General features: G+C 68.3%; 23 protein-coding genes and 2 pseudogenes. 7 read left to right on the top strand and 18 right to left on the bottom strand.

Annotated elements, in window-relative coordinates; translation table 11 throughout:
* On the top strand, nt 1-185 hold a 185-nt coding region (locus tag ACYVLQ_RS00700), incomplete at its 5' end, for a hypothetical protein (RefSeq protein ID WP_460695367.1).
* Between the two features lie 4 nt (nt 186-189).
* On the opposite strand, the pseudogene ACYVLQ_RS00695 reads toward ACYVLQ_RS00700, so the two are convergent.
* Nucleotides 190-435, bottom strand: a pseudogene (locus ACYVLQ_RS00695) (winged helix-turn-helix transcriptional regulator); the annotation flags it as partial.
* Between the two features lie 54 nt (nt 436-489).
* Between ACYVLQ_RS00695 and ACYVLQ_RS00690 the strand changes: the two are divergent.
* On the top strand, nt 490-900 hold the full coding sequence (locus tag ACYVLQ_RS00690; protein ID WP_460695366.1) for a Rid family hydrolase: 411 nt from the start codon (nt 490-492) through the stop codon (nt 898-900).
* 98 nt (nt 901-998) lie between these two features.
* The gene (locus tag ACYVLQ_RS00685; RefSeq protein ID WP_460695365.1) at nt 999-1745 is read left to right on the top strand and encodes a helix-turn-helix domain-containing protein; all 747 of its coding nucleotides are present in this window, start codon (nt 999-1001) and stop codon (nt 1743-1745) included.
* Nucleotides 1746-1813: 68 nt separating this feature from the next.
* On the opposite strand, the gene dnaB is transcribed toward ACYVLQ_RS00685, so the two are convergent.
* From dnaB to rpsF, 5 genes are all read right to left on the bottom strand, one after another.
* The gene (gene dnaB, locus ACYVLQ_RS00680; protein ID WP_460695364.1) at nt 1814-4336 is read right to left on the bottom strand and encodes a replicative DNA helicase; all 2523 of its coding nucleotides are present in this window, start codon (nt 4334-4336) and stop codon (nt 1814-1816) included.
* A gap of 675 nt (nt 4337-5011) precedes the next feature.
* Nucleotides 5012-5467 (bottom strand): 50S ribosomal protein L9, encoded by a 456-nt coding sequence (gene rplI, locus ACYVLQ_RS00675; RefSeq protein WP_460695363.1) that lies wholly within the window; start codon nt 5465-5467, stop codon nt 5012-5014.
* Nucleotides 5468-5484: 17 nt separating this feature from the next.
* The gene (gene rpsR / locus ACYVLQ_RS00670) at nt 5485-5754 is read right to left on the bottom strand and encodes a 30S ribosomal protein S18 (RefSeq protein ID WP_460695362.1); all 270 of its coding nucleotides are present in this window, start codon (nt 5752-5754) and stop codon (nt 5485-5487) included.
* A gap of 51 nt (nt 5755-5805) precedes the next feature.
* Nucleotides 5806-6351: a single-stranded DNA-binding protein gene (locus ACYVLQ_RS00665; protein WP_460695361.1), complete on the bottom strand. Its 546-nt coding sequence runs from the start codon at nt 6349-6351 to the stop codon at nt 5806-5808.
* Between the two features lie 106 nt (nt 6352-6457).
* Complete coding sequence (gene rpsF / locus ACYVLQ_RS00660; RefSeq protein ID WP_068032986.1) at nt 6458-6748, bottom strand: 30S ribosomal protein S6; 291 nt, start codon at nt 6746-6748, stop codon at nt 6458-6460.
* A gap of 171 nt (nt 6749-6919) precedes the next feature.
* On the opposite strand from rpsF, the gene ACYVLQ_RS00655 reads away from it, so the two are divergent.
* The gene (locus ACYVLQ_RS00655; protein WP_460695360.1) at nt 6920-8326 is read left to right on the top strand and encodes a hypothetical protein; all 1407 of its coding nucleotides are present in this window, start codon (nt 6920-6922) and stop codon (nt 8324-8326) included.
* Nucleotides 8327-8388: 62 nt separating this feature from the next.
* Here ACYVLQ_RS00655 and ACYVLQ_RS00650 read toward each other — a convergent pair whose 3' ends face one another.
* Nucleotides 8389-8928, bottom strand: a complete 540-nt coding sequence (locus ACYVLQ_RS00650) for a CGNR zinc finger domain-containing protein (RefSeq protein ID WP_460695359.1) — start codon at nt 8926-8928, stop codon at nt 8389-8391.
* A 232-nt stretch (nt 8929-9160) separates the two neighbouring features.
* Nucleotides 9161-9532, bottom strand: coding sequence for a MerR family transcriptional regulator (locus ACYVLQ_RS00645; protein WP_460695358.1), 372 nt, complete (start codon nt 9530-9532; stop codon nt 9161-9163).
* Nucleotides 9533-9581: 49 nt separating this feature from the next.
* On the opposite strand from ACYVLQ_RS00645, the gene ACYVLQ_RS00640 reads away from it, so the two are divergent.
* The gene (locus ACYVLQ_RS00640) at nt 9582-10679 is read left to right on the top strand and encodes an alkene reductase (RefSeq protein ID WP_460695357.1); all 1098 of its coding nucleotides are present in this window, start codon (nt 9582-9584) and stop codon (nt 10677-10679) included.
* A 30-nt stretch (nt 10680-10709) separates the two neighbouring features.
* On the opposite strand, the pseudogene ACYVLQ_RS00635 reads toward ACYVLQ_RS00640, so the two are convergent.
* The 4 genes and pseudogenes from ACYVLQ_RS00635 to ACYVLQ_RS00620 all read right to left on the bottom strand — a co-directional run.
* Nucleotides 10710-10802, bottom strand: a pseudogene (locus ACYVLQ_RS00635) (isocitrate lyase/phosphoenolpyruvate mutase family protein); the annotation flags it as partial.
* 12 nt (nt 10803-10814) lie between these two features.
* Entirely contained in the window at nt 10815-12533 is a 1719-nt protein-coding gene (locus ACYVLQ_RS00630; protein ID WP_460695370.1) for a glycosyltransferase family 87 protein, read from the bottom strand.
* Between the two features lie 14 nt (nt 12534-12547).
* Entirely contained in the window at nt 12548-14857 is a 2310-nt protein-coding gene (locus ACYVLQ_RS00625) for a transglycosylase domain-containing protein (RefSeq protein ID WP_460695369.1), read from the bottom strand.
* A 627-nt stretch (nt 14858-15484) separates the two neighbouring features.
* Nucleotides 15485-15895, bottom strand: coding sequence for a DUF5318 domain-containing protein (locus tag ACYVLQ_RS00620; RefSeq protein WP_460695356.1), 411 nt, complete (start codon nt 15893-15895; stop codon nt 15485-15487).
* Nucleotides 15896-16041: 146 nt separating this feature from the next.
* Here ACYVLQ_RS00620 and ACYVLQ_RS00615 point away from each other — a divergent pair, with 146 nt between their 5' ends.
* Both ACYVLQ_RS00615 and ACYVLQ_RS00610 read left to right on the top strand, forming a co-directional pair.
* The gene (locus tag ACYVLQ_RS00615) at nt 16042-16599 is read left to right on the top strand and encodes a PadR family transcriptional regulator (RefSeq protein ID WP_068026300.1); all 558 of its coding nucleotides are present in this window, start codon (nt 16042-16044) and stop codon (nt 16597-16599) included.
* Entirely contained in the window at nt 16592-17689 is a 1098-nt protein-coding gene (locus tag ACYVLQ_RS00610; RefSeq protein ID WP_460695355.1) for an inositol-3-phosphate synthase, read from the top strand. Before ACYVLQ_RS00615 ends, ACYVLQ_RS00610 begins: the two co-directional genes overlap by 8 nt.
* 22 nt (nt 17690-17711) lie before the next feature.
* Here the strand turns inward: ACYVLQ_RS00610 and ACYVLQ_RS00605 are convergent, their stop codons facing one another.
* The 6 genes from ACYVLQ_RS00605 to ACYVLQ_RS00580 all read right to left on the bottom strand — a co-directional run bounded on the left by ACYVLQ_RS00605 (nt 17712) and on the right by ACYVLQ_RS00580 (nt 24508).
* Entirely contained in the window at nt 17712-18137 is a 426-nt protein-coding gene (locus tag ACYVLQ_RS00605) for a GyrI-like domain-containing protein (protein WP_460695354.1), read from the bottom strand.
* Nucleotides 18138-18147: 10 nt separating this feature from the next.
* Nucleotides 18148-18618, bottom strand: a complete 471-nt coding sequence (locus ACYVLQ_RS00600; protein ID WP_460695353.1) for a GyrI-like domain-containing protein — start codon at nt 18616-18618, stop codon at nt 18148-18150.
* A gap of 253 nt (nt 18619-18871) precedes the next feature.
* Nucleotides 18872-21124: a transglycosylase domain-containing protein gene (locus ACYVLQ_RS00595; protein ID WP_460695352.1), complete on the bottom strand. Its 2253-nt coding sequence runs from the start codon at nt 21122-21124 to the stop codon at nt 18872-18874.
* A gap of 124 nt (nt 21125-21248) precedes the next feature.
* Nucleotides 21249-22136 (bottom strand): carbohydrate ABC transporter permease, encoded by an 888-nt coding sequence (locus ACYVLQ_RS00590; protein WP_460695351.1) that lies wholly within the window; start codon nt 22134-22136, stop codon nt 21249-21251.
* On the bottom strand, nt 22136-23161 hold the full coding sequence (locus ACYVLQ_RS00585) for a carbohydrate ABC transporter permease (protein ID WP_460695350.1): 1026 nt from the start codon (nt 23159-23161) through the stop codon (nt 22136-22138). Before ACYVLQ_RS00585 ends, ACYVLQ_RS00590 begins: the two co-directional genes overlap by 1 nt.
* A gap of 45 nt (nt 23162-23206) precedes the next feature.
* Entirely contained in the window at nt 23207-24508 is a 1302-nt protein-coding gene (locus ACYVLQ_RS00580) for an ABC transporter substrate-binding protein (RefSeq protein WP_460695349.1), read from the bottom strand.
* Between the last annotated feature and the right edge of the window lie 131 nt (nt 24509-24639).

Raw genomic sequence — 24639 nt, 5'->3', positions numbered from 1 at the left:
TCCCGGAATCGTTCAAGGTATTGCTCAAGGAACTCCAGTCGCTGTGCCTCAACGTCGAGGTGCTCTCCGCCGGGACCGCGATCGAACTGCGGCACGGCGACGACGAGATCGACCGCACCGCGGCGAATCTCGGTATCACGCTGTCCCGCAACGAATCCCCGTCGGTCGCCGACCTGCCCGGGTGATTCGCTACGCCTCGTGGTCGAAGCGCGCACGCGCGCGCTCGACCTCGGGCAGCGTCACGGTGGTCCAGTGCAGCAGCGCGTCGATGAGGTCCTGCAGCGTCTTTCCGAGCTGCGAGACGCGATACTCGACGGCGACGGGCCGCGTGCTCGTGACGACGCGCTCGATCATCCCGTTTCGTTCCAGGCGCCGCAGCGCCGCCGTGAGCGGCTTCTGCGTGACGACCGGAGCCGCCCGATCTCGTTGAAGTTCCCTTCGGGCACCAGGTAGACATCAGATACCTACTCCGACAGCGAGGGACTACCCATGACCGTGCAGCTGCTGACTCCCCCGGGCATGTTCGAACCCGTTCCGTACCACCATGTTTCGGTCGGCACGGGCACCCGCCACGTGCGCGTGGCCGGACAGATCGCGCGCGATGCCGAGGGGAACCCGGTCGCGACGGGTGACCTCACCGGCCAGGTTGCGCACGCGCTGCGCAATACCGCGCGCGGCCTGGCCGGGGCCGGGGCGAGTTTCGCCGATGTCGTCCGGCTCCGGTTCTACGTCACCCGCTGGACTCCGGACATGTACCCGGACTTCATCGCGGGAATCGAGCAGGTCAGCGACGAACTCGGGCTGCCGCGGCCGCTGCCGCCCCTGTCGGCGATCGGCGTCGACTACCTGTTCGAGCCCGACGTGCTCGTCGAGGTCGAGGCGGACGCCCTGCTCGACTGAGGCTCGCCCGTGCACTTGACTGTGCCGCTACGGCATGGTTTCGACTGGTAGCGTCGGCGCGGTCGCGGCGGCGGAGGAACGAGTCGAGGTGACGGCAGATGGCGTGGAGCACCCGCGAGCTGGCCGAGCTCGCAGGCACGAGCCTGCGGACGGTGCGGCACTACCACGAGATCGGCCTGCTCGCGGAGCCCGAACGGCGGTCCAACGGCTACAAGCAGTACGGGGTGACGCATCTGGTGCGCCTCGTGCGGATCAAGCGGCTGACCGAACTCGGGTTCTCCCTGTCCCAGATCGCCGCCATGGGCGATAGCGGCGATCACCCGGAGCAGGCCCTGCGCGCGCTCGACGCCGAACTCGCCGCCACCATCGAACGGCTGCAGCGGGCGCGGGTGGAGCTCGGCGTCATCCTGCATCGGGCCGCCCCGGCCGACCTCCCGCCCGAATTCGCCCCGACCACAGGCAATGCCGAGCTGATGACCGACGCCGACCGCGCCTTCATCCTCGTCATGACGCGAGTGCTGGGGCCCGAGGGCCTGCGGACCTATGCCGACATGCTGAAGGACGACCTCGCCGACCCGGCCGTCTCCGAGTTCAACGATCTGCCCGCCGACGCCGACGAACCCACCCGCATCGCGGTGGCGGACCGGCTGGGCCCCTTCGTCCGCAAACTCTTCGCCGACCATCCGGGACTGGACGCGGTGCACTCGGACGCCCCGCGCGGCCCCCGCTTCGCCCAACAGACGATCGCCGAGGCATTGGTCGACCTCTACAACCCTGCCCAGATCGACGTCCTCGCGCGCGCGGGACGACACCTGCAGGCCGAGCCGGGCGCCGATCCTTCCTGACGGCGCCGGTTCAGCCAGGTCCGGGTGGAGCCACTCCGCGGCCTACCCCAGCCCGCGGTGGTCGACGACTATCCGCGAGCCATATCCACGAAGCGGCTGAGGTGCAGCTGATGAGCGACGGTGATGGTGGCTGTCGGCCCGTTTCGGTGCTTGCCGAGGATCAGGTCCGCCTCACCACCGCGCGGGTCGTCTCGTTCGAACGCATCGGGGCGGTGGAGCAGGATAACCATATCGGCATCTTGTTCCAGCGAACCCGATTCGCGCAGGTCGGAGACCATGGGGCGCTTGTCGGTTCGCTGTTCCGGGCCACGGTTCAGCTGACTGATCGCGACGACGGGGACCTCGAGTTCCTTGGCGAGCAGCTTGAGGCTTCGGGAGAATTCCGAGACTTCCTGCTGACGGGATTCGACCTTCTTACCCGACGTCATCAGCTGGAGGTAGTCGACCACGACCAGTCTCAGGTCGTGCCGCTGCTTGAGTCGCCGCGCCTTGGCCCGGATCTCCATCATCGTCATATTCGGCGAATCGTCCACGAACAGCGGCGCCTCGCTGATCTCACTCATCCTGCGCGCCAATCGAGTCCAGTCGTCATCACTCATCCGCCCGGACCGCATGTCGCCGAGCTTGATCTTCGCCTCCGCCGACAGCAGGCGCATCACGATCTCGGTCCGACTCATTTCCAGAGAGAAGATCACACTCGACAACCCATGCTTCACCGAAGCACTCCGCATGAAATCCATTCCGAGAGTGGAGTTGTGGGTGGGGATCATGGACCGCCCGGCGAGATACAGGTGATCGGCGTTGTCCACCTCGACGCAGCGCACAGGCACGGCGGTTACCCGGCGGACGTCGACGATGTACCGCGAACCGGCACGGGGCGTACTGCTGCTGGCGCGACGTTGCTTGTGCAGCAGATGCTTTCGATACAGACCGAAGACTCGATCATCTGTCGAGAACGTGAGCGTGTAGGCCGTGGACGAGAGTTCTGTGCGTCCCCCAACCGTTTTGGTCGAGATCTGGCACCGGTAGCCGAGTCCCACGATCAACTCCGCTGCGTCGCGTGCCAGACGCCTGCCGGTGACAGTGAATTGCGCGGCGCCCCCGTGCGTTACCGTTCCGTCCGTATCGAGCAGCCCTGCCAGCAGCGCGCGCCGCTGCCGCTCCGACGCCCGCAGGTAATGCACCGGTATGTGCTTGTTGCCCAGAACTCCGAGCGTCCGCAGACGAGCCTGTACGGTTCCGATCGAGTTTCGGCATTCTTCGCACGGTTGCAGGCCGATCGATAGCCCCCCGCAATTACGGCATATCGTGCGTTGCACCGGCGCCGAAACGAAGCGGACCTTGCCACCGCATGACCGTCCGCAGGTCTGGACTTCGCTGGTGAACGGGATGAATTCGGTTCCGCAGACCACACAGGAGCGGGCCGCAACGATGCCCTCTCCTTCGACGCGAGTGACGATTTCGGGGTCCGCGGTGGTCAGCTGTGCCACCGCGGAGGTCCCCTCGCCCAGCCATGCTCCCAAGGTGTAAGGCGGAATCAGCAGATCCTGCTCGGGCAACTGGAGCGGCTGGGTATTGACGACCGAATGGTTGATCCGGCGATCGGCAGTGTGGCAACGCAGCGTGTCGGCGATCTCGGCCGTGGTTCGAACCTGCGCGAATGTCTTCTGATTTCGATGGCGGGTCTCGGTCAGCCACTGGTGCTGCTCGTCCGCGACGATCACTGTGCCGTCGGAGAATTCGACCTCGTAGCACGGGCGGTCGGTCATGACGTCGGTGGCGGCCACGACACGAGTGGGGCGGCCCTGGGCATCGAGCAGTTCGTCGCCGACCGCGACCTCTCCCATGGTGGTCCAGCCAGTCGGTGTCGGAAGCGGTGTGTCGAGGGCGAGAGCCTTACCGACACCCGGGCGGGCCGCGACGATGATCATCTGGCCGGGGTGGAGGCCGTTGGTCACCTCGTCGAGTTCGGTGAAACCGGTGGGGACGCCGAGGGACATGCCGCCGCGGCTGGCGATGGAGTCGATCTCGTCCATCGTGGGCTGCAGCAGTTCCTCCAGGGGCATGTAGTCCTCGCTGGAGCGGCGCTCGGTGACCTCGTAGATCTCCGCCTGCGCGCGGTCGACGACCTCGGCCACGTCCTGGCCGTCGGAGCCGGCGTAGCCGTACTGCACGATGCGGGTACCGGCCTCCACCAGTCGGCGCAGAATCGCCTTCTCCGCAACGATTTCGGCGTAGTAGGAGGCATTGGCCGCGGTGGGGACGGTCTGGGTCAGGGTGACCAGGTAAGGGGGGCCGCCGATGCGCTTGAGCTCGCCGCGGCGATCGAGGGAGGCGGCGACGGTGACCGGGTCGGCGGGCTCGCCGCGGCCGTACAGGTCGAGGATGGCGTCGTAGACGGCCTGGTGGGCGGGGCGGTAGAAGTCGCCGGGCCGGACCACCTCGACGACGTCGGCGATGGCGTCCTTGCTGAGCAGCATGCCGCCCAGTACCGATTGCTCGGCCGCCATGTCGTGCGGTGGCTGCCGACCGAAATCCTCCCCCGGCGAATCGGAGTACTCCGAGTGCCCGCGATCATCGACGACTGCCACCCGACTCGACCGTCCTCTCTCATCACGCCCGGGGTCCGAGAGTATCGAGGACCTGTTTACGCCCCGGTACCGACACGTTCGATCAATCTCACAGCGCCGGGTCCGGTTTGCCGCGCTCGGAGGAGCCGACTCAGCAAACCGATGATGCGTTCTGCAAGACTCGCGAAATCGTGGTGCTCGGGGCGTCGGGTCACGACACCGGGATGAACCTAAGGGACCGGGCTGGGGACTATCAAACCGGACTGTGCACGTCGCTGTGGATAAGTTGGGGACAGTTCACCCGCTGTTGTGCAGGCCCTGTGTATTACCTGGGGAAAAGGTGCCTGATCAGGCGACAATTCCCTGCTAGGCATGGTTTTCCACAGTGCTGCCGCTGTGGATTGGCACTGCATCGGCGTGTCGGCCAAGATGAACGGCCGGGCGTGTTGGGTTAACAGTGCTCTGTCAGGTTATGGCGTGGATCACAATGCGAATGGTCGGTTTGCCGAGTTCTCCCCAAACCATCCCGAACTGGGAAGAAGTGCGCCGAGATCATTCGCCGACAGTATCCTCCCCGGCCACCTCTGACGACAGCTAACGATCGGCTAACCAACATATCGCTCGGATGCGAGCAGCCGAAGACCACCTCCGCGCCGATAGGCACGGAGGTGGTCCATGGCGAACGTCAGCGCGGCATCACTCGGCGGCGACGACCTGCAGGTCGAACTTGGCGGCCACATCCGGGTGCAGATGCACCACGACACCGTGCTTGCCGGTGCTCTTGATGTGCGCCTTCGGCAGCTCGATGCTGCGCTTGTCGATGACCGGGCCGCCGGCGGCCTTGAGGGCGCCCGCGACATCGGCCGAGGTGACCGAGCCGAACAGCTTGCCGGTACCGGCGGTCTTCACCGACAGCGACACACCCTCCAGGCCCTCGATGGCCTGCTTCAGCTCGTTGGCGTGGTCGAGGTCGCGCACGCGCCGGGCGTCCTGCGACCGGCGGATGCCCTCGACCTGCTTCTGCGCGCCCCGGGTGGCCGGAATGGCCAGGCCGCGCGGCAGCAGGAAGTTGCGGCCGTAGCCGTCCTTGACCTCCACGGTGTCGCCGGGCGCACCGAGATTGTCCACATCAGCAGTCAGAATCAGCTTCATCGTCGTGTGCCTCCCTCTCAGCGAGCCGTGGACACGTACGGCAGCAGCGCCACCTCGCGGCTGGTCTTCACCGCGACGGCGACGTCACGCTGATGCTGCACGCAGTTGCCGGTGACGCGACGGGCACGGATCTTGCCGCGGTCGCTCACGTACTTCCGCAGCAGTGTCGTGTCCTTGTAGTCGATGGCGGCCGCCTTCTTGCCGTCCTTGGCGGCAGCCTTGCTCTCCTTGCAGAAGGCACAAGCCTTCTTCTTCAGCACCTTTTCGCGCGCCGGTGCTTTGGCCATTGGTTCTTCTCCGTTATGCCTGGGAGCCGTTGGGCCCCTTATGAAGCCGTCCTAGAACGGCGGTTCGTCGTCCATTGCGCCGCCCCCGAGGGAGCCGGCTGCGGGGGCGCTGCCCCAGGGGTCGTCGCCGCCGGAACTCTGCTGTCCGCCGCGGTTACCACCACCGGAGCCGCCGAAGCCCCCACCACCACCGGAGCCGGTACCGCCACCGAAGCCGCCGCCCCCGCCGCCGCGCGAGGTCTTGTTGACCTTCGCGGTGGCGTAGCGCAGGGAGGGACCGATCTCGTCGACCTCGAGCTCGACGACCGTGCGCTTCTCACCCTCGCGGGTTTCGAAGGAGCGCTGCTTCAGCCGTCCGCTCACGATCACGCGAGCGCCTCGGGTCAGGCTCTCGGCGACATTCTCCGCAGCTTCACGCCAGATGTTGCAGCGCAGGAAAAGCGCCTCACCGTCTTTCCATTCGTTGGTATTACGGTCGAACGTGCGGGGTGTCGATGCCACGGTGAAATTGGCCACCGCGGCGCCCGCCGGCGTGAATCGAAGTTCCGGGTCCGCCGTCAAGTTTCCGATGACGGTGATGACCGTGTCGCCTGCCATGATTCCTCCTGCTCTCCGGTGCAGTCCGATGCGCACTCGCCTGTTGCGCTAGAGCCTAGAGACAGGCACCGACGACTACGAGTGCGGTTCGCTCTCCGAGAGGGGATTACTTCTTGTCGTTGCGCAGCACCTTGGTGCGCAGCACCGACTCGTTCAGCCCCAGCTGACGGTCGAGCTCGCTCACGGTGTCGGGCTCGGCGGTCAGATCGACGACCGCGTAAATGCCTTCGCTCTGCTTGGCGATCTCGTAGGCCAGGCGGCGGCGACCCCACAGATCGACCTTGTCGATCTTGCCACCCTGCTGGGAGACCACGCTGAGCATCTTGTCCAGGTTCGGACCGACGGTACGCTCATCCAGGTTCGGATCGAGAATGACCATCACTTCGTATTGACGCACGGGAACCCATCACCTCCTGTGGACTGAGAACGGCCCACGGACGGTCCGTGGGCAGGAGGGTCGTTGCGTCAGCAACCCGGTAAGGCTACATGAGCTGGGCTTCCGCGGCGAAATCGGGACCGATCCAGGGAGGGCGCGACGACTGCGGGGTGCAGCACATATCGTGGTGCCATGTCGAACCGACTTGCCGCGGGCGCCGTGCTGGGTGCGCGCGCGGCGGGCCCGGTCGCCGCCGTCACCGCGATGCTGTCCTGTGCCGTCATGCTGGTGCTCGCCTACCTCAACAAGGCGCGCTGCGCCGGCGGGCCCTTCACCGCCGACGGCCGCAGCGAGATGTTCGACAGCATCAAGGATTCCCAGGTCTGTTACTCCGACATTCAGTTCCTGTGGGTCGGGCGCAGCATCAACGAGCACGTCTTCCCGTACATCAGCGGCGGCATCACGACCGACGGCACGCTGACCGGCGGTGCGGTGGAGTATCCGGTGCTCAGCGGGCTGCTGATGTGGCTCGGCGCGGCGGGGGCCGAGGACGACGCCGTATTCCTGCTGCACTCGGCGCTGCTGCTGGCGCCGTTCGCGCTGCTGACCGCGTGGATACTGGGCCGGCTGTCCGGCCCGGCGGCGCTGCTGTGGGCGGTGGGTCCTCCACTGCTGCTCTACGCCTTCCACAACTGGGAGCTGCCCGTGGTGTGGACAGCGGTGGCGGCGGTGTATGTGGTCACCGCACTGACTCGATATTCGTTGCGGGCCAGGGGGATCGCGGCAGCGGTGCTGCTGGGGATCGGCTTCTGCCTGAAGCTGTATCCGGGGATCTTCGTGCTCCCGCTGCTGCTGTACGTGCTGACCGGAGGCGGCAGCGTACGCCGCGACCCGAACGACGTGCCGCGCCGCGGCAGTGGCTATGACGTGCTTGGCGCGCTGGCGGTGCTGGGCGCGGCGGTGGCGACCGTGGTGGCGATCAATCTGCCGTTCGCCCTCGCCGGATACGAGGGATGGCGCGCCTCGATCACCTTCCAGCAGTTGCGCCAGGCCGACATCACCACGAATTCCATCTGGTACTGGGGGCTGCGGCCGATGTTCGGGGAGGCGTCCGGCAGCGAGCAGTCGTTCCAGGACGTGGTCTCGGCGGCGTCGCCCGTGCTGGTGCTGGTGTCGTTCCTGGTGGCGATGCTGCTGGGGTGGCGGCGGTGGCAGGCGGGCGAGGCATTCCCGTGGGTGGGTGTGAGCGGTGCGATGCTGTGTGGATTCCTGCTGTTCCACAAGGTGCATTCGCCGCAGTACACGCTGTGGCTGATCCCGTTCCTGGTGCTGCTGGAGGTGCCATGGTCGGCGATCGCCGGGTACCTGGTGGCCGACGCCGCGATCGGAATCGGGGTCTTCCGCTACTTCTACGCGCTGGGCGCGGGGGAGTCGGCCGACATCCAGCAGCACATCGTGCAGTTCGGTGTCTGGGGGCGCGCCCTGCTGCTCGTGTTCTTCTTCTTCGCCTTCCTGCGGGCGGACCTGCGCGGACGCAAGCCCGACCCCGCGCCGGTGCCCAGCTACCCGCGCGGTGAGCTGGTTCCGGTGCACCGCTGAAGGCATGTGTCGCAGGGATTTCCGCCCTTCCGCGGAAAGCGCGGTCCGCGGTGCGCCGGTGACTACGCCGTGCCGTGCCGGGCGCGGAAGGCGGCGCTCTTGGCGCGGTTGCCGCAGCGGGTCATATCGCACCAGCGGCGGGTGCCCGCGCGGGACGTGTCGACATAGAGTCGGGTGCAGCCGTCGCGGCCGCACTGTTTGACGCGCCCGCGATCGGATCCGCCGAGCAGTTCGACCGCCGAGCGGGCGATGGCCGCCAGGGCGGCGTCGACGGCGCCGGAGCGGCGCACCGTCGCATCCGGTTCCAGGACGATGCGCGGCGCCTCGCCGCGCGCGACCTCGTTGACCAGGGCGCGGTCGGCCTCGTCGAACGGTTCGTCGAGGATCGCGGCCATCGCCAGTCGGTAGGCGGACTCGCGCAGGTCGACGGCGCGGCGCAGCGCGGACTCGTCGCAGTCGGGTGCGGCGTCGAGCAACTCGGCGTCGACGAGCCAGCGCGCCAGATCCGTCGGTACGACCAGTCGTTCCCGACGGTTGGTGTTGCGTGAGTGGACCGTCCCGGCGAAGTCCAGCGCCAGATTTCCGCTGACGAATGTGAACACCTCGCCATAGTAACCAGCTTGACGGGTTATTGTTCTTCGTCACGCCCGCCTTCACCGCTGTCATGGCCTGGCTGGTGATCGGTCAGCCGTTGCGCCCGTTGACAATTGCCGGTCTCGCGGTAGGCGTCGTCGGCATGGTGCTGGCCTCCCGCCGCACGCGGGCCGTGGGTAGCGCGGGGCGAACGCCGCCGCCGACGAGTATCGACGCGCGGAACCGATCGTTGCCCGGTGATCAGCTCTGGCTCGGCTCGCTCTCCGCCGCGCGGATGACGTCGTCGAGCACCTCGCGGGTGCGGTGCAGGTCCTTGATGCAGGCGTCGATGCGGGCGCGTTCGGCGGTGAGGGTCTCGGTGAGCCAGGGGGTAGCCTTGGCGCTCGGGCTGCCGTCGGAGTCGTTGATGCACGGCAGCAGTCCGGCGAGGATGCGGCTGGGCAGGCCCGCGGCGAACATCTCCTGGATGCGGATCACACGCTCCACCGCGGCCTCCGGGTACTCGCGCTGCCCGCCCGGCGTGCGGGTGGCGGCGAGCAGACCCTGGCTCTCGTAGTAGCGCAGCGACCGGACGCTCACTCCGGTGCGTTTGGCCAGTTCACCGATTCGCACGAGCCCGCTCCTTGCACCTCACATTGATGTCAGGTTTTACCTTACGCCCATGAAGTTGCTGACCGAATACCGCGCCCGCCACCTCTCGGTTCCCAACCGGGTGGTGATGTCACCGATGACCCGCCTGCGCTCGCACGCCGACGGCTCGCCCACCGCCGATGTCGTGGACTACTACACGCAGCGAGCAGCGGCGGGTCTGATTGTCACCGAAGGGATTTGGCCGCACTCCAGCGGGCAGAGCGAGGCCTGGGTGCCGGGGCTGCAGACCCGCGAACATGTGGCCGCGTGGCGGCGGGTGACCGAATCGGTGCACGCCGCGGACGGCCGGATCTTCGCCCAGCTCATGCACGGCGGGCGCAAGGGCCATCCGCTGGCCCGCATCGACGGCTCGGTGCCCGCCGGTCCGTCCGCGGTATCCGACGGCGATGTGCTGCACCTGATCGACGGCGGAAAGGCCGAATCGCTCACGCCGCGGGAGATGACCACGGCCGAGATCGCCGAAGCCGTCGAACACTACGCCGCGGCCGCACGCCTTGCGCTGGACGCAGGCTTCGACGGCGTCGAGATCCATGCCGCCAACAGCTATCTGGTGCACCAGTTCCTCGCCGACAACACCAATTTCCGCGACGACGACTACGGCGGATCGATCGTCAACCGCATGCGGTTCGCGCTGGAGGTCACCGATGCCGTTGCGGCGCAAGCGGGCCCGCATCGCACCGCGATCCGCCTGTCGCCGGGAAACCCGCAATTCGGTATGCGCGAGGACGATCCGGCGCCCCTGTACCGCGCACTGGTCGACGAGCTGAACGGCCGCGACCTGGCCTACCTGCACCTCATCGACAACGACGACTACCCGGCCCCGGCCGATCTGCGTCCGCGCTGGGACGGCACCCTGATCGCCAATGTCGGCGAGAACCGCGCGCCCACCTCGGCCGCGGCGGCCGAGCAGGCACTGCGGGCGGGGCACGCGGACCTGGTCTCCTTCGGTCGCGCGTTCATCTCGAATCCCGATCTGGTGCACCGGATTACGCACGATCTGCCGCTCGCTCCGATGCGGGAGAATGTGCTGTACGGCCGCACAGCTGAGGGCTACACCGACTATCCGGCCTGGAACGGCTTTGCCGCGCAGGCCGTTCCGGTGTCCTGAGCGCGCAAGATACAGGGACCGCGGAATTGCTCAGCGCCAACGCCGCAGCAGCCGATTTACCTCCGTGTTCAACGCGCGCTGCAGGAACGGGCCGAAACTGACTCGGGCGACGCCGAGTTCGCCGAGCGGCTCGGATCAGTGGTTCGCCGGGGCGGGGGCCCGAGATGTCGGCTCCCCTGTGGGCCGCGGCCGCAGCATCGTCGGCAACCACGGCAACAGCGGGTCGGCCGCCCGGTCCAGCACGCCGCCGACCGGATCGTCCATGCCGTCGCCGCGCACCAGGTCCTCCGCCGGTCGGTAGATCTGCCGAATGATCATTGCGCACAAGCCGATCACCGCCAGGTCGCGCAGCACCACGGCGCCGGTGAACCACTGTTCTGGCACACCCTTCTTGTCGGTGCCGAGGTAGTAGTACATGCGCGGGAACCACACCAGCGCGTCGATCGTCATCCAGGTCAACAGGATTCGCCGATGCGGCAGCGCCAGCACCGCCAGCGGCACCAGCCACAGCGAGTACTGCGGGCTCCACACCTTGTTGGTCAGCAGGAACGCGGCGACCACCAGGAACATCAGCTGCGCCAGCCGGGGCCGCCGCGCCGCGGTGAGTCCGATGTAGGCGATCGCGGCGCAGGCGCAGGCGAACAGCAGCAGCGACACCAGATTCAGCACGCTCGGCGGCTGTTCCGCTGTCAGCGGCCCGTCGAAGCCCTCCCACCCCGTGAAGGAGGTGACCACGTTGTACAGCGAATCCGGGTCGGCGTGGCGTTCGGTGTTGAGCCGGAAGAACTCTCGCCAGCCCGCGGCGAACGGCAGCGCGATCGGCAGATTCACCAGCAGCCAGGCGACCGCCGCCGCGAGGGTCGCGACACCGGCCGAGCGCAGCGGGCTCAGCCGCGCGTCGGCGAGATACTCGCGCAGCCCGTGCGCGACCCCGCCGCGGTCGCGCAGGCGCTCCCGCAGCCCGGTCAGCCGGTGCCGATTGTCGGCACGCAGGCAGAGCACCAGGATCGGCCCCAGCAGCAGCAGCGGATACAGCTTCACCGCGCCGCCCAAGCCGAGCAGCACACCGGCCAGCACCGGCCGCCGCCGCGACCACGCCAGCAGGCCGGTGGCGGCGCACGCCGTGGCCAGCGCGTCGAAATTGGTGAACGCGTGTACCAGCACCAGCGGCGACGCCGCCACCAGCGCGGCGTCCCACACCCGCCGCCCGGACAGCCGGGCCGAGGCCCACAGCGTCACCAGCCAGGCGATCGCCAGACCCACGACGGCGACGTTGAAATACACCACCACGGGCAGCGCGCCGGGCAGCCGCAGCCGCTCCCAGGCGTTGGCGACCTGCATGGCCCCGTACTGATAGAGCCCGGCCAGCACCGGATACTCCATGTACCGGGCCTGCGGCTTGCCGTCGGCGCCGAATTCGGTCCACTGCTTCTTGTACGGGAACGCGCCCTCGTCGAGATGCTCGGCGCCGTAGAGCGGAACGGTGTCGGAGTAGCACATCGCCACGTATTGGCGGCCGTTGTTCCAGTCCAGGGTGAGGCCGCCCGCGCCGTCCGAGGTCTGCTGAATGCAGCCTGCCTTACCGCCCCAGCTCAGCGCCAGGAAGACGACGGCGATCGCCAACATCACCCGCAGTGGTGTCCAGAACCGGGTGCGGCCGATCAGCGCATGGTCGCCGACCGGGCCGCCGATGACGGTGGACAGCTGCGCGGTCAGCGAATCGGTGCGGCTGGGTTTGTCACGCCAGTCGGCCGACCGCAGATCCGGTGCCGGCGCCGCCGGGGAGGTGTAGCCGCGCGTGTCGTCGGCGCCCGCGCTCCCGGCGGCGGGTCGGTTCACCAGTTGCTGCTCGATCACGGCACCCGAGGCTACCGTTGCCGCGGCGACGCACCGTTCCCTGTCCCCGGCGAATTACCGTCGCCGGTACCGGGTTCCCCGGTCGGGGCGACCGGCTGACCGGGCAGCGGGCCCTGACCCGAGTCCTGCTGCTGCCCCTGCTGGCCCTGCGGCTGCTGCCGCTGCTGTGACTGCGGGTTGGGCACCAGGCCCGGCACCGGAATCGTCACACCCGGCAGGATCTCCACCTGCGACGGCTGCACCACCACCGGCGGGACGAACTCCTGCGTGGTGGACGGCGCGGTGTAGGCCGCGGTCCACGACGGCACGCCCGCCTGGCCCGCGATCGGGGCGGGCTTCGGGAAGTTCTCGTTGGGGGTGCCCTTCAGGGCCCCGTCCATGGTGTCCTTCCAGATGTCCGACGGCAGGCCCGAGCCGTAGATCATCGCACCGCTCGAGTTGCGCAGCTTCTCGCCCTGTTCGGTGCCGATCCATACGGCCGTCGACAGCGACGGCGTGTAGCCGACCATCCAGGCGTCGCGGTTCTCGCCCGTCTCGCCGAGCTGGGCGGTACCGGTCTTGGCCGCCGAGGCGCGGCCGCCCGCCAGATCGTGGTGGCGCGACCAGCCCGCGATGGGCTGCATCGCCGAGGTCACGTTGTCGGCGATCGGGGCGGGGACCCGCTGCTCACCGGCGACATCGCCCCGGTCCAGCAGCACCTCGCCGTCGGCGGTCACGACCTTCGAGACGAAGTGCGGCTTGTGGTACATGCCCGAGGCCGCCAAGGTGGCGTAGGCCGAGGCCATATCGAGCGGCCGGGCCTGGTACTGGCCCAGCACGATGCCGTTGTTCGGCGGACCGCCGTCCGGATCGACCAGCGTCTTGCCAACGCCCGGGATGGTGTCCGGGATGCCGAGCTTGTGCGCCATATCGGCGATCTTCTGCGACCCGTTCTTCATATCCAGCTGCATGCGATAGAAGCTGGTGTTCAGCGACCGCTTCAGCGCCTCGGCGATGGTGCAGGTGCCGCAGGATTCGCCCTCGACGTTGGTGATCTTGATGCCGTTCACCGTGAGCGGCCCGCTGTCGTACATCGTCGACAGCGGCTTGCCCTGTTCCAGGTTCGCCGCCAGGCCGAACGCCTTGAACGACGAGCCCGGCATCAGGCCCGCGTTGGCGAAGTCGTAGCCCTGGCCGTCCTGCCCGCCGTAGTAGGCCTTCACCGCACCGGTCTTCGGGTCGACCGACACCACCGCGGTGCGCAGCTGCTCCGGCTCGCCCTCCAGGTTCTTCTGCGCGGCGTTGACTGCCGCCTGCTGCATCTTCGAATCGATCGTCGTGGTGATCTGCAGGCCCTCGGTGTTCAGCTGGGTATCGCTGATGCCCGCGTCGGACAGTTCGCGCATCACCTGCCGCTTGATCAGCCCCTCCGGGCCGGAACCCGCCGGGTCCTCGCTGGCCTCGCTCTGCGAGCGCACGTGCGGGTAGGTCATCTTCTGCCGGTCGGCCGCCTGCAGGGTGCCGCCGGAGACCATGCCGTCGAGGACGTAGTTCCACCGCGACTCGGCGCCCTTGGGATTGACGTCCGGATCCAGGCCGTAGGGCTGCTGGATGGTCGCGGCCAGCACCGCGCCCTCCTCGACGGACAGTGCCTGCACGGGCTTGTCGAAGTAGGCGTGGGCCGCCGCGTCGATCCCGAAGGTGCCGCGGCCGAACGGGATGGTGTTCAGGTAGGCGGCGAGGATGTCGTCCTTGCTCCACTGGCGGGCCATCTTCGCCGAGATCACCAGCTCGCGCATCTTGCGGGTGACCGAGCGCTGATTGCCGACCAGGGAGTTCTTGACGTACTGCTGGGTGATCGTCGAACCACCGCCGGCGCTGTCCTTGCCCAGTGCGTTATCGCGCGCGGCGCGGGCGAAACCGGAGATCGAGAAGCCCGGGTTGGTGTAGAAGTCCCGGTCCTCCGCCGCCAGCACGGCATTGCGCACGTGCGGCGGGATCTGGTCGATGGCGACGTCGGTGCGGTTGCCCTCCGGCGGCACGATCTTGCTGATCTCCGAGGTGCCGTCGGCGGCGAAGATGGTGGCGACCTGATTGGTTTTGAGATCGCCCGGCTGGGGAACCTTGGCCGTGGTGTAGGCGACGAGGAATACGGCGCTGGGCACCACGATGGCCAAGGCCACCATTACGTACAGCACCCGGCGCACGATGCGCCACGGCGACTTCTTCTTCGCCTGCGGGCGGCGGCTCCCGCCGGAGCCGCCGGAACCGCCGCCGCCCCGCCGCGGGGGCGGCCCGGACGGCGGAGCGCCGCCCCCCGCGGCGCGGTGGCCGCCGGTGATCGGGCCGGACGGGGGGCGGTTGCCGTCGCGCGCCGGACGCGGCCGGGTGGCCGCCCCGCCTCGCTGGCCGCGCTGCGCGACCGCCTCGCTCAGGGAGTTCGCCGAGATCTTCTTGGTGCTCTGGTCGGGCCGTTCGGCGCGGCGGGTCTGTTCCGCATCGCGGGGTCCGGGACCGGGACGCTGTGGGGGCGGGCCGGGTCGGCGCGGCGGCTGGCCTCCGGGGCCACCCGGTCCGCGCGGGGCCCGCTGGTCGCCCTGCGGGGGCGGACCCGGGCGGCGCGGCGGCTGACCGCCTCTGGGTCCTCCCGTGCCGGGGCCCTGCCCTGGACGAACCGGCGGTAGCGGCCGCCCGGGCGGTGGGCCGTCCGGGCGCGGCGGCGGGTAGCCGCCGGGCCGCGGTTGCGCGCCGCGCGGGGCGCGCCCGCCGTTCGGTCCATCGTCGTAGGGCGAAGTCACAGCGTGGATCTCCATAACTCGAAACGGTCCGGGTAGCTCGTTGCGGTCGTTACGTCGTTCGTTTGGCGATCGGTGCGCGAGCCTACGAGGTTACGCACACTGCCTCCGATTCCTGACGTTCTCGACCGCGGCGGGCACGCCTGTGCTCCGCATTTCAGTCTGGTGTGCCCATCACTCTGCGGCGGTCCGGCGGGTCCCTGTGCGGCGACGCGTGGGCGTCGGTGCGTGACCGAGCACGTAGGACTGCACCAGATGGTTCCAGCTGCAGCTCCGGCACACCTCGACGACGTGCACCGTGAACTCCTCGCGAGTCTCGGCCAGCCGGGCCAGCTCCTCGGGTGTCCGGGCCGAGCCCGCGACGGACCCCAGCCCCTCCCCGTAGACCCACGATACGAGAGTCAGCTGCTCTTTCCTGCAGATGGGGCATGTGACCTCGCTCCCCCGCCCGTGGAACTTCGCCGCCCGCAGCAGGTACGGGTTCGCATCGCACACCTCGGCGACGTCCACTCGGCCCGCATAGACGTCGGCCAGCAGCGACCTGCGCCGGAGCGCATAGTCGACCACCTGCCGCTGAATTCGCACGCCAACCAGAGTAGCTGTCCCCACCGACCCCGCGCCCCCCACAAATCCAGGGATCCGGGTGGGTGTTGTCGGATGTATCGGCGCGATATAGTTTGTCATCGCATCTAGCGGTTAGGTCTGCACATGACAGTCAGGAGGTGAGGCCCGTGCTCGAGCTGGCGATTCTCGGGCTGCTCCTGGAGGCGCCCATGCACGGCTACGAGCTGCGTAAGCGGCTGACGGGTCTGCTGGGACCGTTCCGCGCCTTCTCCTACGGATCGCTCTACCCGACCCTGCGACGCATGCAGGCCGACGGGTTGATCGCGGAGGAGAGCCCGGCGGGGGCGGTCACGCGACGGGCGCGCAGGGTTTATCAGCTGACCGAGGCCGGGTGGGAGCGGTTCGGTGAACTGCTCGCCGACACCGGCCCGCAGAACTACACCGACGACGGCTTCGGCGTTCACCTCGCCTTCTTCAGCCGCACTCCCGCCGAGGCGCGGATGCGGATTCTCGAGGGCAGGCGGCGACAGGTCGAGGAGCGCCGAGAGGGACTGCGGGAGGCGATCAAACGGGCCAGCGGGACCCTGGATCGCTACACCCGCCAGCTCCACCAGCTCGGTCTGGAATCAAGCGAGCGCGAAGTGCGCTGGCTCAACGAGTTGATTGCAGCGGAGCAGTCAATGAAGGCGGCACCACAGAAAGAGGGAAAAACCGGCCATGAGTGATGTCAACAAGGCTGAGCACGGCGGCGAGATTCGCGTGGCCATCGTGGGTGTGGGCAACTGCGCGTCCTCGCTGGTCCAGGGCGTGCAGTACTACAAGGACGCGGACGAGAACGCGACCGTACCCGGCCTCATGCACGTCAAGTTCGGTCCCTACCACGTTCGCGATGTGAAGTTCGTCGCCGCGTTCGACGTCGACGCCAAGAAGGTCGGCTTCGAACTGTCGGATGCGATCTTCGCGAGCGAGAACAACACCATCAAGATCTCCGACGTGCCGCCGAGCGGGGTCACCGTGCAGCGCGGCCCGACGCTGGACGGCATCGGCAAGTACTACGCGGAGACCATCGAGCTGTCCGAGACCGAACCGGTCGACGTCGTGCAGGCGCTGCAGGACGCGAACGTCGACGTGCTGGTGTCCTACCTGCCCGTGGGCTCCGAGGACGCCGACAAGTTCTACGCGCAGTGCGCCATCGACGCCGGTGTCGCATTCGTGAACGCGTTGCCGGTGTTCATCGCCTCGGATCCGGAGTGGGCGAAGAAGTTCGCCGACGCCGGTGTCGCGATCGTCGGCGACGACATCAAGAGCCAGGTGGGCGCCACCATCACCCACCGCGTGATGGCCAAGCTGTTCGAGGACCGCGGGGTGCAGTTGGACCGCACCATGCAGCTCAACGTCGGCGGCAACATGGACTTCAAGAACATGCTCGAGCGCGAGCGGCTGGAGTCCAAGAAGATCTCCAAGACCCAGGCCGTCACCAGCAACCTGAAGAAGGAACTGGGCGCGGGCGACGTGCACATCGGCCCGTCCGACCACGTCGGCTGGCTCGACGACCGCAAGTGGGCCTACGTGCGGCTGGAGGGCCGCGCCTTCGGCGACGTGCCGCTGAACCTGGAGTACAAGCTCGAGGTGTGGGACTCGCCGAACTCGGCGGGCATCATCATCGACGCGATCCGCGCGGCCAAGATCGCCAAGGACCGCGGCGTGGGCGGGCCGATCCTCCCGGCCTCGGCCTACCTGATGAAGTCCCCGCCGAAGCAGCTGGCCGACGATGTCGCGCGGACCCAGCTCGAGGCGTTCATCATCGGGGCGTAATAGCGCCCAGCACGACGGGACTTCAGTCCAGGGAGACGTAGACCTCGACGGAGGTCGGGCCCGTGTAGCGCTCGACCTCCGCGCGGTGGGAGCGGGTGATGGTGCCCGCGGCCTCGGCCTTGGAGACCTTCGCCCAGGCGGTGCGCAGCAGGTCGTAGGGCTTGTCGGAGACGACGAAGCGGGCGTAGCGCCCGGCCGGGATGCGGGTCGTTACATCGCCGACGTCCAGCTGGTCCAGGGTGTCGAGCGCATAGCCCAGCACCGCGACCGCGTGGTCGTTCTGTCCGATATAGGCCGCCACCCGGGACGCGTTCTTCTCCCGGGCCAGGTAGCGGTCCCAGGTGAAGTTCACCAGGTCCAGGTCGCGGGCGGTCACCTCCCGCCCCGCGAGCGGTATCGTCAGGCCCGCGACCAGGCTCTCGTCCAGCGTGACAATCTCGAAGTCCACGGTTGTGCCCCTACCTGTTGCCTTCGCCGAGGGTGGCGTCTTCGGTCAGGGCGACGAACACCTCGACCGTCTCGGAATCCGGATAGTGCTCGAAATCGCCGGTATAGGCGCGGACCAGGGCGCCGGCCGCCTCGAGATCCCAGACCGCCCGCCAGAGCGACACGATGGTGTCGCCGAGGTTGTCCCCGGTGCGGATGAAGCGGGCGAACCGGCCCCCGGGCACCCGCGCCAGCACATCGCCGGGCTGCAGATCGTCCAGGCTCTCGCAGCGATATCCGACGATATGGGTCAGATACGACCCGATCTCCGGCGCGTGGTCCACGTACGCGGTCGCCGGGGGCCCGGGGAGTTTGCGCGCGAGATTGCGCTTCCAGGCCTCCTCCACCTTCAACCGGCGCGGTCCCTCGACCGCCAGCGCCGGGCTCCGTAGCACCGTCCCCGCCACCAGCGTCTCGTGGCGGTCAACGACATTGAAATCCACCGGTGTCGCCCCTATGTCTCGTGCCGTATGACGGAACCCTCGCCGGTTCCTCGTGTGCGCACATCCTCCCGCATCCTGCCACCCGTCTCCGGTATCGGCCCATTCGGAACCGTTCCGATCCGTCCGTGATCATCCGGGCCGATCCGCCTGCACCGGGCGTTTCGCCCGACTCCACCCTATCGGCGGTCGCAGAGCGACGGTCGCACAACGAGGATTCGTTTTGTCACAACCGATCGCCCGGCTCCCGGGGTGTTCAGCCCGGTACGGGGATGCTCAACCCGGGGAAGATCTCGACCTGTTTCGGCGGTTCCGGCGGCGGAGGCGGGATGATCACCACCTGCTCCGGCGGCGAGGTCGACGGCGGAGCGAGCACATCGAACGGACCACCCTGCCCCTGCGTCGGCGGCGGACCGCCGAATATCGGCCCCATCGAGGCGCCCGATTCGGGCGCCGGGAACTGCTCGACCGGGGTGTCGGCCAGCGCTCCGTCCATGGTCTGCTTCCAGATGTCCGCCGGGAGGCCCGACCCGTAGATGGGCGCGCCCCGCGTGGTGTTTATCGGCTGGGACTGTTCGGTGCCGATCCACACCGCCGTCGACAGCGAGGGGGTGAAGCCGATCATCCAGGCGTCCTTGTTCTCCCCGGTGTCGCCGAGTTGGGTGGTGCCCGTCTTGGCGGCCGACGGGCGGCCCGCCAAGCCGTGCCCGTTCGAATACGCGGCGATCGGGAGCATGGCCTGCACGGTGCCGTCTGCGACGTGCCGCGCGATGCGCTGCTGTCCGGGCGGCGGCTGTCCTGCGTCCGGGGCGCCGCGGTCGAGCAGCACGCGGCCGTCGCCGGTCACGACGCGCTGCACGAAATACGGCTGGTGGTACACGCCCGATGCGGCGATGGTGGCGTAGGCGGAGGCCATATCGATCGGCCGCACCGAGTACACGCCGAGGACGATCGACGGCGTCGGCAGGTCGCCGTTCTCGGTGAGCGTCTTGCCGGGGACGCCGGGAATCTGCTCGGGGATTCCGGCCATGTGGGCGGCGTCGGCGACGGCCTTGGGCCCGACCGTGTTGGTGAGCCGGTAGAAGCTGGTGTTCAGCGAGCGCTTGTATGCCTCTGCGAGGGAACAGGTTCCGCAGGATTCGCCCTCGACGTTGGTGACCTTCTGCCCGTTCACCGTGAGCGGTGAGCTGTCGAGCGAGTACGACAGCGGGATGCCCTGCTGCAATGCGGCGACCACGGCGAAGGTCTTGAACGCGGACCCGGTCTGTAAGGGGGCCTGTGCGAAATCGAAACCGGCGCCGTCCTCGCCGCCGTAGTAGGCCCGCACCGCACCCGAGCGCGGGTCGATCGACACCACCGCGCCTCGCAACTCGGGTGGCTGCGAGCCCAGGCGGTTGTGCACAGCGTCCAGCGCGGCCTGCTGCGCGCGGGCGTCGATGGTCGTCACGACCTGCAGAGCCCCGGTGTTGATGTCCTGCTCGCTCACCCCGGCGGCGCGGAGTTCGCGCAGTACCTGTGCCCGGATGAGGCCCGACGCGCCGCGCGAGGAATCGTCGGCCGCCGCGGTGATCGGCGCGATGGCCGGGAACTGCACCGCGGCACGCTCGACCCTCGGCAGCACGCCCATCTCGACCATGCCGTCGAGGACGTAGTTCCAGCGCGTTTTCAGCTGTTCCAGATGGGTTTCCGGATCCAGGATCGACGGTGTGCGCACCACCGAGGCGAGCACCGCGCCCTCGGCCAGGGTCAGCTGCGGCACCGGCTTGTCGAAGTAGGCCTTGGCCGCCGCGGCGATCCCGTAGGCGCCGCGGCCGTAGTAGATGGTGTTGAAATAGGCCGCCAGGATGTCGTCCTTGCTCCACTGCCGCGCCATCTTCGCGGAGATGATCAGCTCGCGCATCTTGCGCGAGAGGGTGCGCTCGGAGCTGAGGAAGGCGTTCTTGACGTACTGCTGGGTGATGGTGGAGCCGCCGCCCGCGTCATCGTGGCCCAGCACGTTGTCGCGGGCCGCGCGCAGGAACGCCGAGGTCGAGTAGCCGGGGTTGGTGTAGAAGTTGCGATCCTCGGCGGACAGCATCGCATCGCGCACCCCGACGGGCACGTCCGACAGCGGCACGGGTGTCCGATTACCTTCCGGCGGAACCACTTTCGACAATACCGTGGAGCCGTCGGAGGCGGTGATGGTCGCGATCTGCTTGCTCTGCACCGCCGTCGGATCGGGGATCTCGGCGCTCCAGTACGCCAGCGTCACCAGCAGCGCCGGCAGCACCACGAAGATCAGGAACAGCGCCAGCAGCAGCCGCCGCACGCGCTGCGCCCGGGTGCGCGGCGGACGGGACTGCGGCCCGGTGCGATTCGGCGGCGGCACCCGCCGGTGCGGGCGGCCGCCGTGCTGGATGCGCTGGCGCCGCGCGGTGACACTGGGCGGCTCGTTCCATCCGGCGACCGACGGATACGGCGCGACGTTACCGCTGTCGCGCCGCCGCTTGCGGATCGAGCCCACGATCATCTCCCGAGATGTCGAACTGCACGAACACCTGCATGAACAAAGATCGAACTACCACCAGACCAGGAATCGAAACCCCACACTACTGGGTCGTTCGACACGCTCGGAAAGACTTGCGCCGCCGAATCTAGCTCTTGACGCCGCCCGCGGTCAGGCCCGAGATAATCCGGCGCTGGAAGATCAGCACCATGATGACCAGCGGCACCGTGACGATGGTCCCCGCGGCCATGATCGCCGCGTACGGCTGCACCAGCGGATCGTTGCCGGAGAACCGCGCGATCGCCACGGTCACCGGTTCGGTGGCGTCGGCGGACAGCAGCCGCGCCAGCAGGTACTCGTTGACCGCGGCGATGAAGGCCAGGATGGCGGTGGTGAACACGGCCGGCGCGGCCAGCGGCAGCATCACCAGCCGGAACGCCTGGAAGCGGCTGGCCCCGTCGATGCGCGCGGCCTCCTCCAGCTCCCACGGCAGGTCCGCGAAGAACGAGGCCAGGATGTAGACGGTCAGCGGCAGCACGAACGAGATGTTCGGGATGATCATCGCCTGGTACTGCCCGATCCAGCCGATATTGGTGAACAGCTGGAACAGCGGCGTCACCAGCACCACCACCGGGAACATCGACGCGCTCAGCACCAGCCCGGCGACCAGCGTCTTGCCCTTGAAGGTGAGCCGCGCCAGCGCATAGGCGGCGAACATGCCGATCAGCAGCGCGACCACCGCGGTGAACAGCCCGATGACGACGCTGTTGGTCACCGCGCGCCCGAAGTCGTTGCCGCGGGTGGTGTCGAAGGCGTTGTGGAAGTTCTCCAGCGTGAGGTGGGTCGGCCACGGGGTGTTGTCGAAGGTGTAGGCCGGGTCGCGGAAGGCGGTGACCACCATCCAGTAGAACGGCCCCAGCCCCCACACCAGCACGATCAGCGCGCCGAGGTACACGCGCGCCGAGCCGAATCGCTTCTGCCACGGCACGCGGGCGGTCACGGGGGTGGTGGCGGGCTCGGTCACGGTCGTGGTCATCAGTGCGCCCTCCGCTGCTCTTCCTGGGTCGCGACGGCGTTGGCGCCCAGCACCTTCACCAGCACGAAGGCGACCGCGAATATCAGCAGGAAGGTGATCACCGACAGCGCCGCGGCACTGTTCTGGCCCTGCCGCACCTGGTCGACCACCAGGATGGAGATGGTCCGCGTCGCCGGGTTGCCCTGCGTCATGATCGCGGGCAGGTCGTACAGCCGCAGCGCGTCCATGGTGCGGAACAGCACCGCTACGAGCAGCGCGGGCTTCAGCAGCGGCAGTGTGATGTGGACGAACCGCTGCCAGGCCGAGGCGCCGTCGACGCGGGCCGCCTCGTACACGTCCGCCGGAATCACCTGCAGCCCGGCCAGAATCAACAGCGCCATGAACGGCGTGGTCTTCCAGACATCGGCGATGATCACCGCGAACCGCGACCACATCGGGTCGGTCTGCCACAGGATGTGGGTGCCCAGCACCCGGTTCACCACGCCGTCGTACTGGAACATGAACTCCCACAGCCGGGCGGTGACCGCGGTGGGGATGGCCCACGGGATCAGCACCGCCGCCCGCAGCAGCGCGCGGCCGCGGAACGTCTTGCCCATCACCACGGCCATCCCGAGTCCGATGGTCGCCTCGAGCGTGACGGTCACGACCGTGAACAGCAGCGTGATGCCGATGGCGGCCCAGAATGTCGAGCCCAGGTTTCCCGTCGGGCAGGCCTCCAGGCCGCCGCCCGGAATGGTGCACTGCTGCAGCAGCCAGTGCGTGTAGTTGTCGAACCCGGCGAAGCCGCCCTCTTCGAACATGCCGGTGGCCTCGTTGAGGCCGGAGTCCTTCTGGAACGACATCCACAGCGCCCGCACCACCGGGTAGCCGATGATGACGGCCAACGCCACCAGCACGGGCGCGACGAACAGCCAGGCGCGGGCCGGACCCTGCAGGATGCCCCGGGGCCGGGCCGCCCGGACCGGGGGCGGATCCGCCGGTGCGGCGGGCGGCGCGAGGTCGGTCGCTCCCGAAGGATCTGACACGTTCTTCTCTCCTACGGGACTGGCTCGGTCTGTGTTCACCGCCGCTTACGAGCCGGCGGCTTGGATGCCCTTCTGCATGCCGGTAATCGCGTCATCGACGGATTTCGTTCCGGTCAGCGCAGCATAAGCGTTGTCCTGGATGGCTTTCGACACCGCAGGATAGTAGGGCGTGACCGGCCGCGGTACCGCGCTGGCGATCGAATCCTTCAGCGCGGGCAGGTACGGGAACTTCGCGATCAGCGCCGGGTCGTCGTACATCGACTGCCGCACCGGGGGGAACGCGCCCTCGGCGACGATGCGCTGGGCGTCCTCGCTGATCATGAACCGCAGGAAGTCCAGCGCGGTGGCCTTGTTCTTGGAGAAGGAGCTGATGGCGGCGTTGTAACCACCGAGGGTGGAGGCGCCGATGCCGTCCTTGCCGGGCAGCGGCGCGACGCCGAAGTTGCCCTTCACCACCGACGAGTCGGCATTGGCCACGCCGTAGAAGTTCGGCCAGGTGCGCAGGAACATCAGCTTGCCCTGGGCGAAGGCGTTCTGGCTCTCGGGCTCCTTGAAGGAGATGGCCTCCTTCGGGATGTTCCCGTTCTTGTACGCGTCGACGAGCACCTGCAGCCCGGCCCGCGCCTGCGGGCTGTTGACGGTCGGCGTCTTGCCGTCGGGGCCGACGAAGGTGCCGCCGAAGCCGTTGATCACCTCGGCGGTGTTCACGGTCAGGCCCTCGTAGGGCGCGAATTGCCCGGCGTAGCAGCCGATCTGGAGGTCGCGCGCGGCGTCGCACCGAGCCAGCAGCTCCGACCACGTCCGCGGCGGGTTGGGGACCAGGTCCTTGCGGTAGTACAGCAGGCCGCCGTTGGTGTTGCGCGGCGCCGCGTACAGGGTGCCCTTGTAGGTGGCGCTGGCGACGGTCGGCGACAGCAGGGTGGAGGTGTCGACGGCGAAGGAATCCTCGAGCGGCTGGATCCAGCCCTTGGCGGCGAACTCGGCGGTCCACGGGACGTCCAGCGCCATCACGTCGTAGTCGGGCTGCTTGGCCCGCATGTGCTGGGCCAGGTCGTCGTACTGCTGGGAGGCGTCGTTGGACTGCTCCTTGAAGGTCACCTTCTCGTCCGGGTGGGCGGCGTTCCAGCGCTCGATGAGCTGCTTGACCGCACCGGATTCGGTGGTGTCCTTACCCTCCACGTATGTGATCGGGCCGCGCCCGCTCAGGTTCTGGGAGGTGGCGCCGTTTCCGTCGCCGCTCGAACACGCGCTGGTGAGACCCGCGGTCAGCAGCGCCGTCGACAATGCGGCCAACGCGGCGCGAGACACCAGGGACGAGCGTCGTGACGACACCTTGTTCAAAGCCATCGATACTCCAGGGTCGAGACGTGAGCGAGCTCGCGAGCGAACCATCGACGCCGCGCTCCGACGCACGAGACGCCGAGCGCCAGCGACGCGTACTCGTGAGCGCCAGCACACTCAGCCGGTTGCACAAGGCA

It is taken from the genome of Nocardia thraciensis (assembly GCF_054782435.1).
This window is presented reverse-complemented; position numbering and strand designations above follow the sequence as displayed.

What these genes read in the sequence shown, in the direction of transcription:
- ACYVLQ_RS00590 (WP_460695351.1), bottom strand. Translation starts at nt 22,136, where the DNA reads ATGACCACGACCGTGACCGAGCCCGCCACCACCCCCGTGACCGCCCGC.
- ACYVLQ_RS00610 (WP_460695355.1), top strand. Translation starts at nt 16,592, where the DNA reads ATGAGTGATGTCAACAAGGCTGAGCACGGCGGCGAGATTCGCGTGGCC.
- rplI (WP_460695363.1), bottom strand. Translation starts at nt 5,467, where the DNA reads ATGAAGCTGATTCTGACTGCTGATGTGGACAATCTCGGTGCGCCCGGC.
- ACYVLQ_RS00595 (WP_460695352.1), bottom strand. Translation starts at nt 21,124, where the DNA reads ATGATCGTGGGCTCGATCCGCAAGCGGCGGCGCGACAGCGGTAACGTC.
- ACYVLQ_RS00690 (WP_460695366.1), top strand. Translation starts at nt 490, where the DNA reads ATGACCGTGCAGCTGCTGACTCCCCCGGGCATGTTCGAACCCGTTCCG.
- ACYVLQ_RS00665 (WP_460695361.1), bottom strand. Translation starts at nt 6,351, where the DNA reads ATGGCAGGCGACACGGTCATCACCGTCATCGGAAACTTGACGGCGGAC.
- ACYVLQ_RS00640 (WP_460695357.1), top strand. Translation starts at nt 9,582, where the DNA reads ATGAAGTTGCTGACCGAATACCGCGCCCGCCACCTCTCGGTTCCCAAC.
- rpsR (WP_460695362.1), bottom strand. Translation starts at nt 5,754, where the DNA reads ATGGCCAAAGCACCGGCGCGCGAAAAGGTGCTGAAGAAGAAGGCTTGT.
- ACYVLQ_RS00685 (WP_460695365.1), top strand. Translation starts at nt 999, where the DNA reads ATGGCGTGGAGCACCCGCGAGCTGGCCGAGCTCGCAGGCACGAGCCTG.
- ACYVLQ_RS00580 (WP_460695349.1), bottom strand. Translation starts at nt 24,508, where the DNA reads ATGGCTTTGAACAAGGTGTCGTCACGACGCTCGTCCCTGGTGTCTCGC.
- ACYVLQ_RS00655 (WP_460695360.1), top strand. Translation starts at nt 6,920, where the DNA reads ATGTCGAACCGACTTGCCGCGGGCGCCGTGCTGGGTGCGCGCGCGGCG.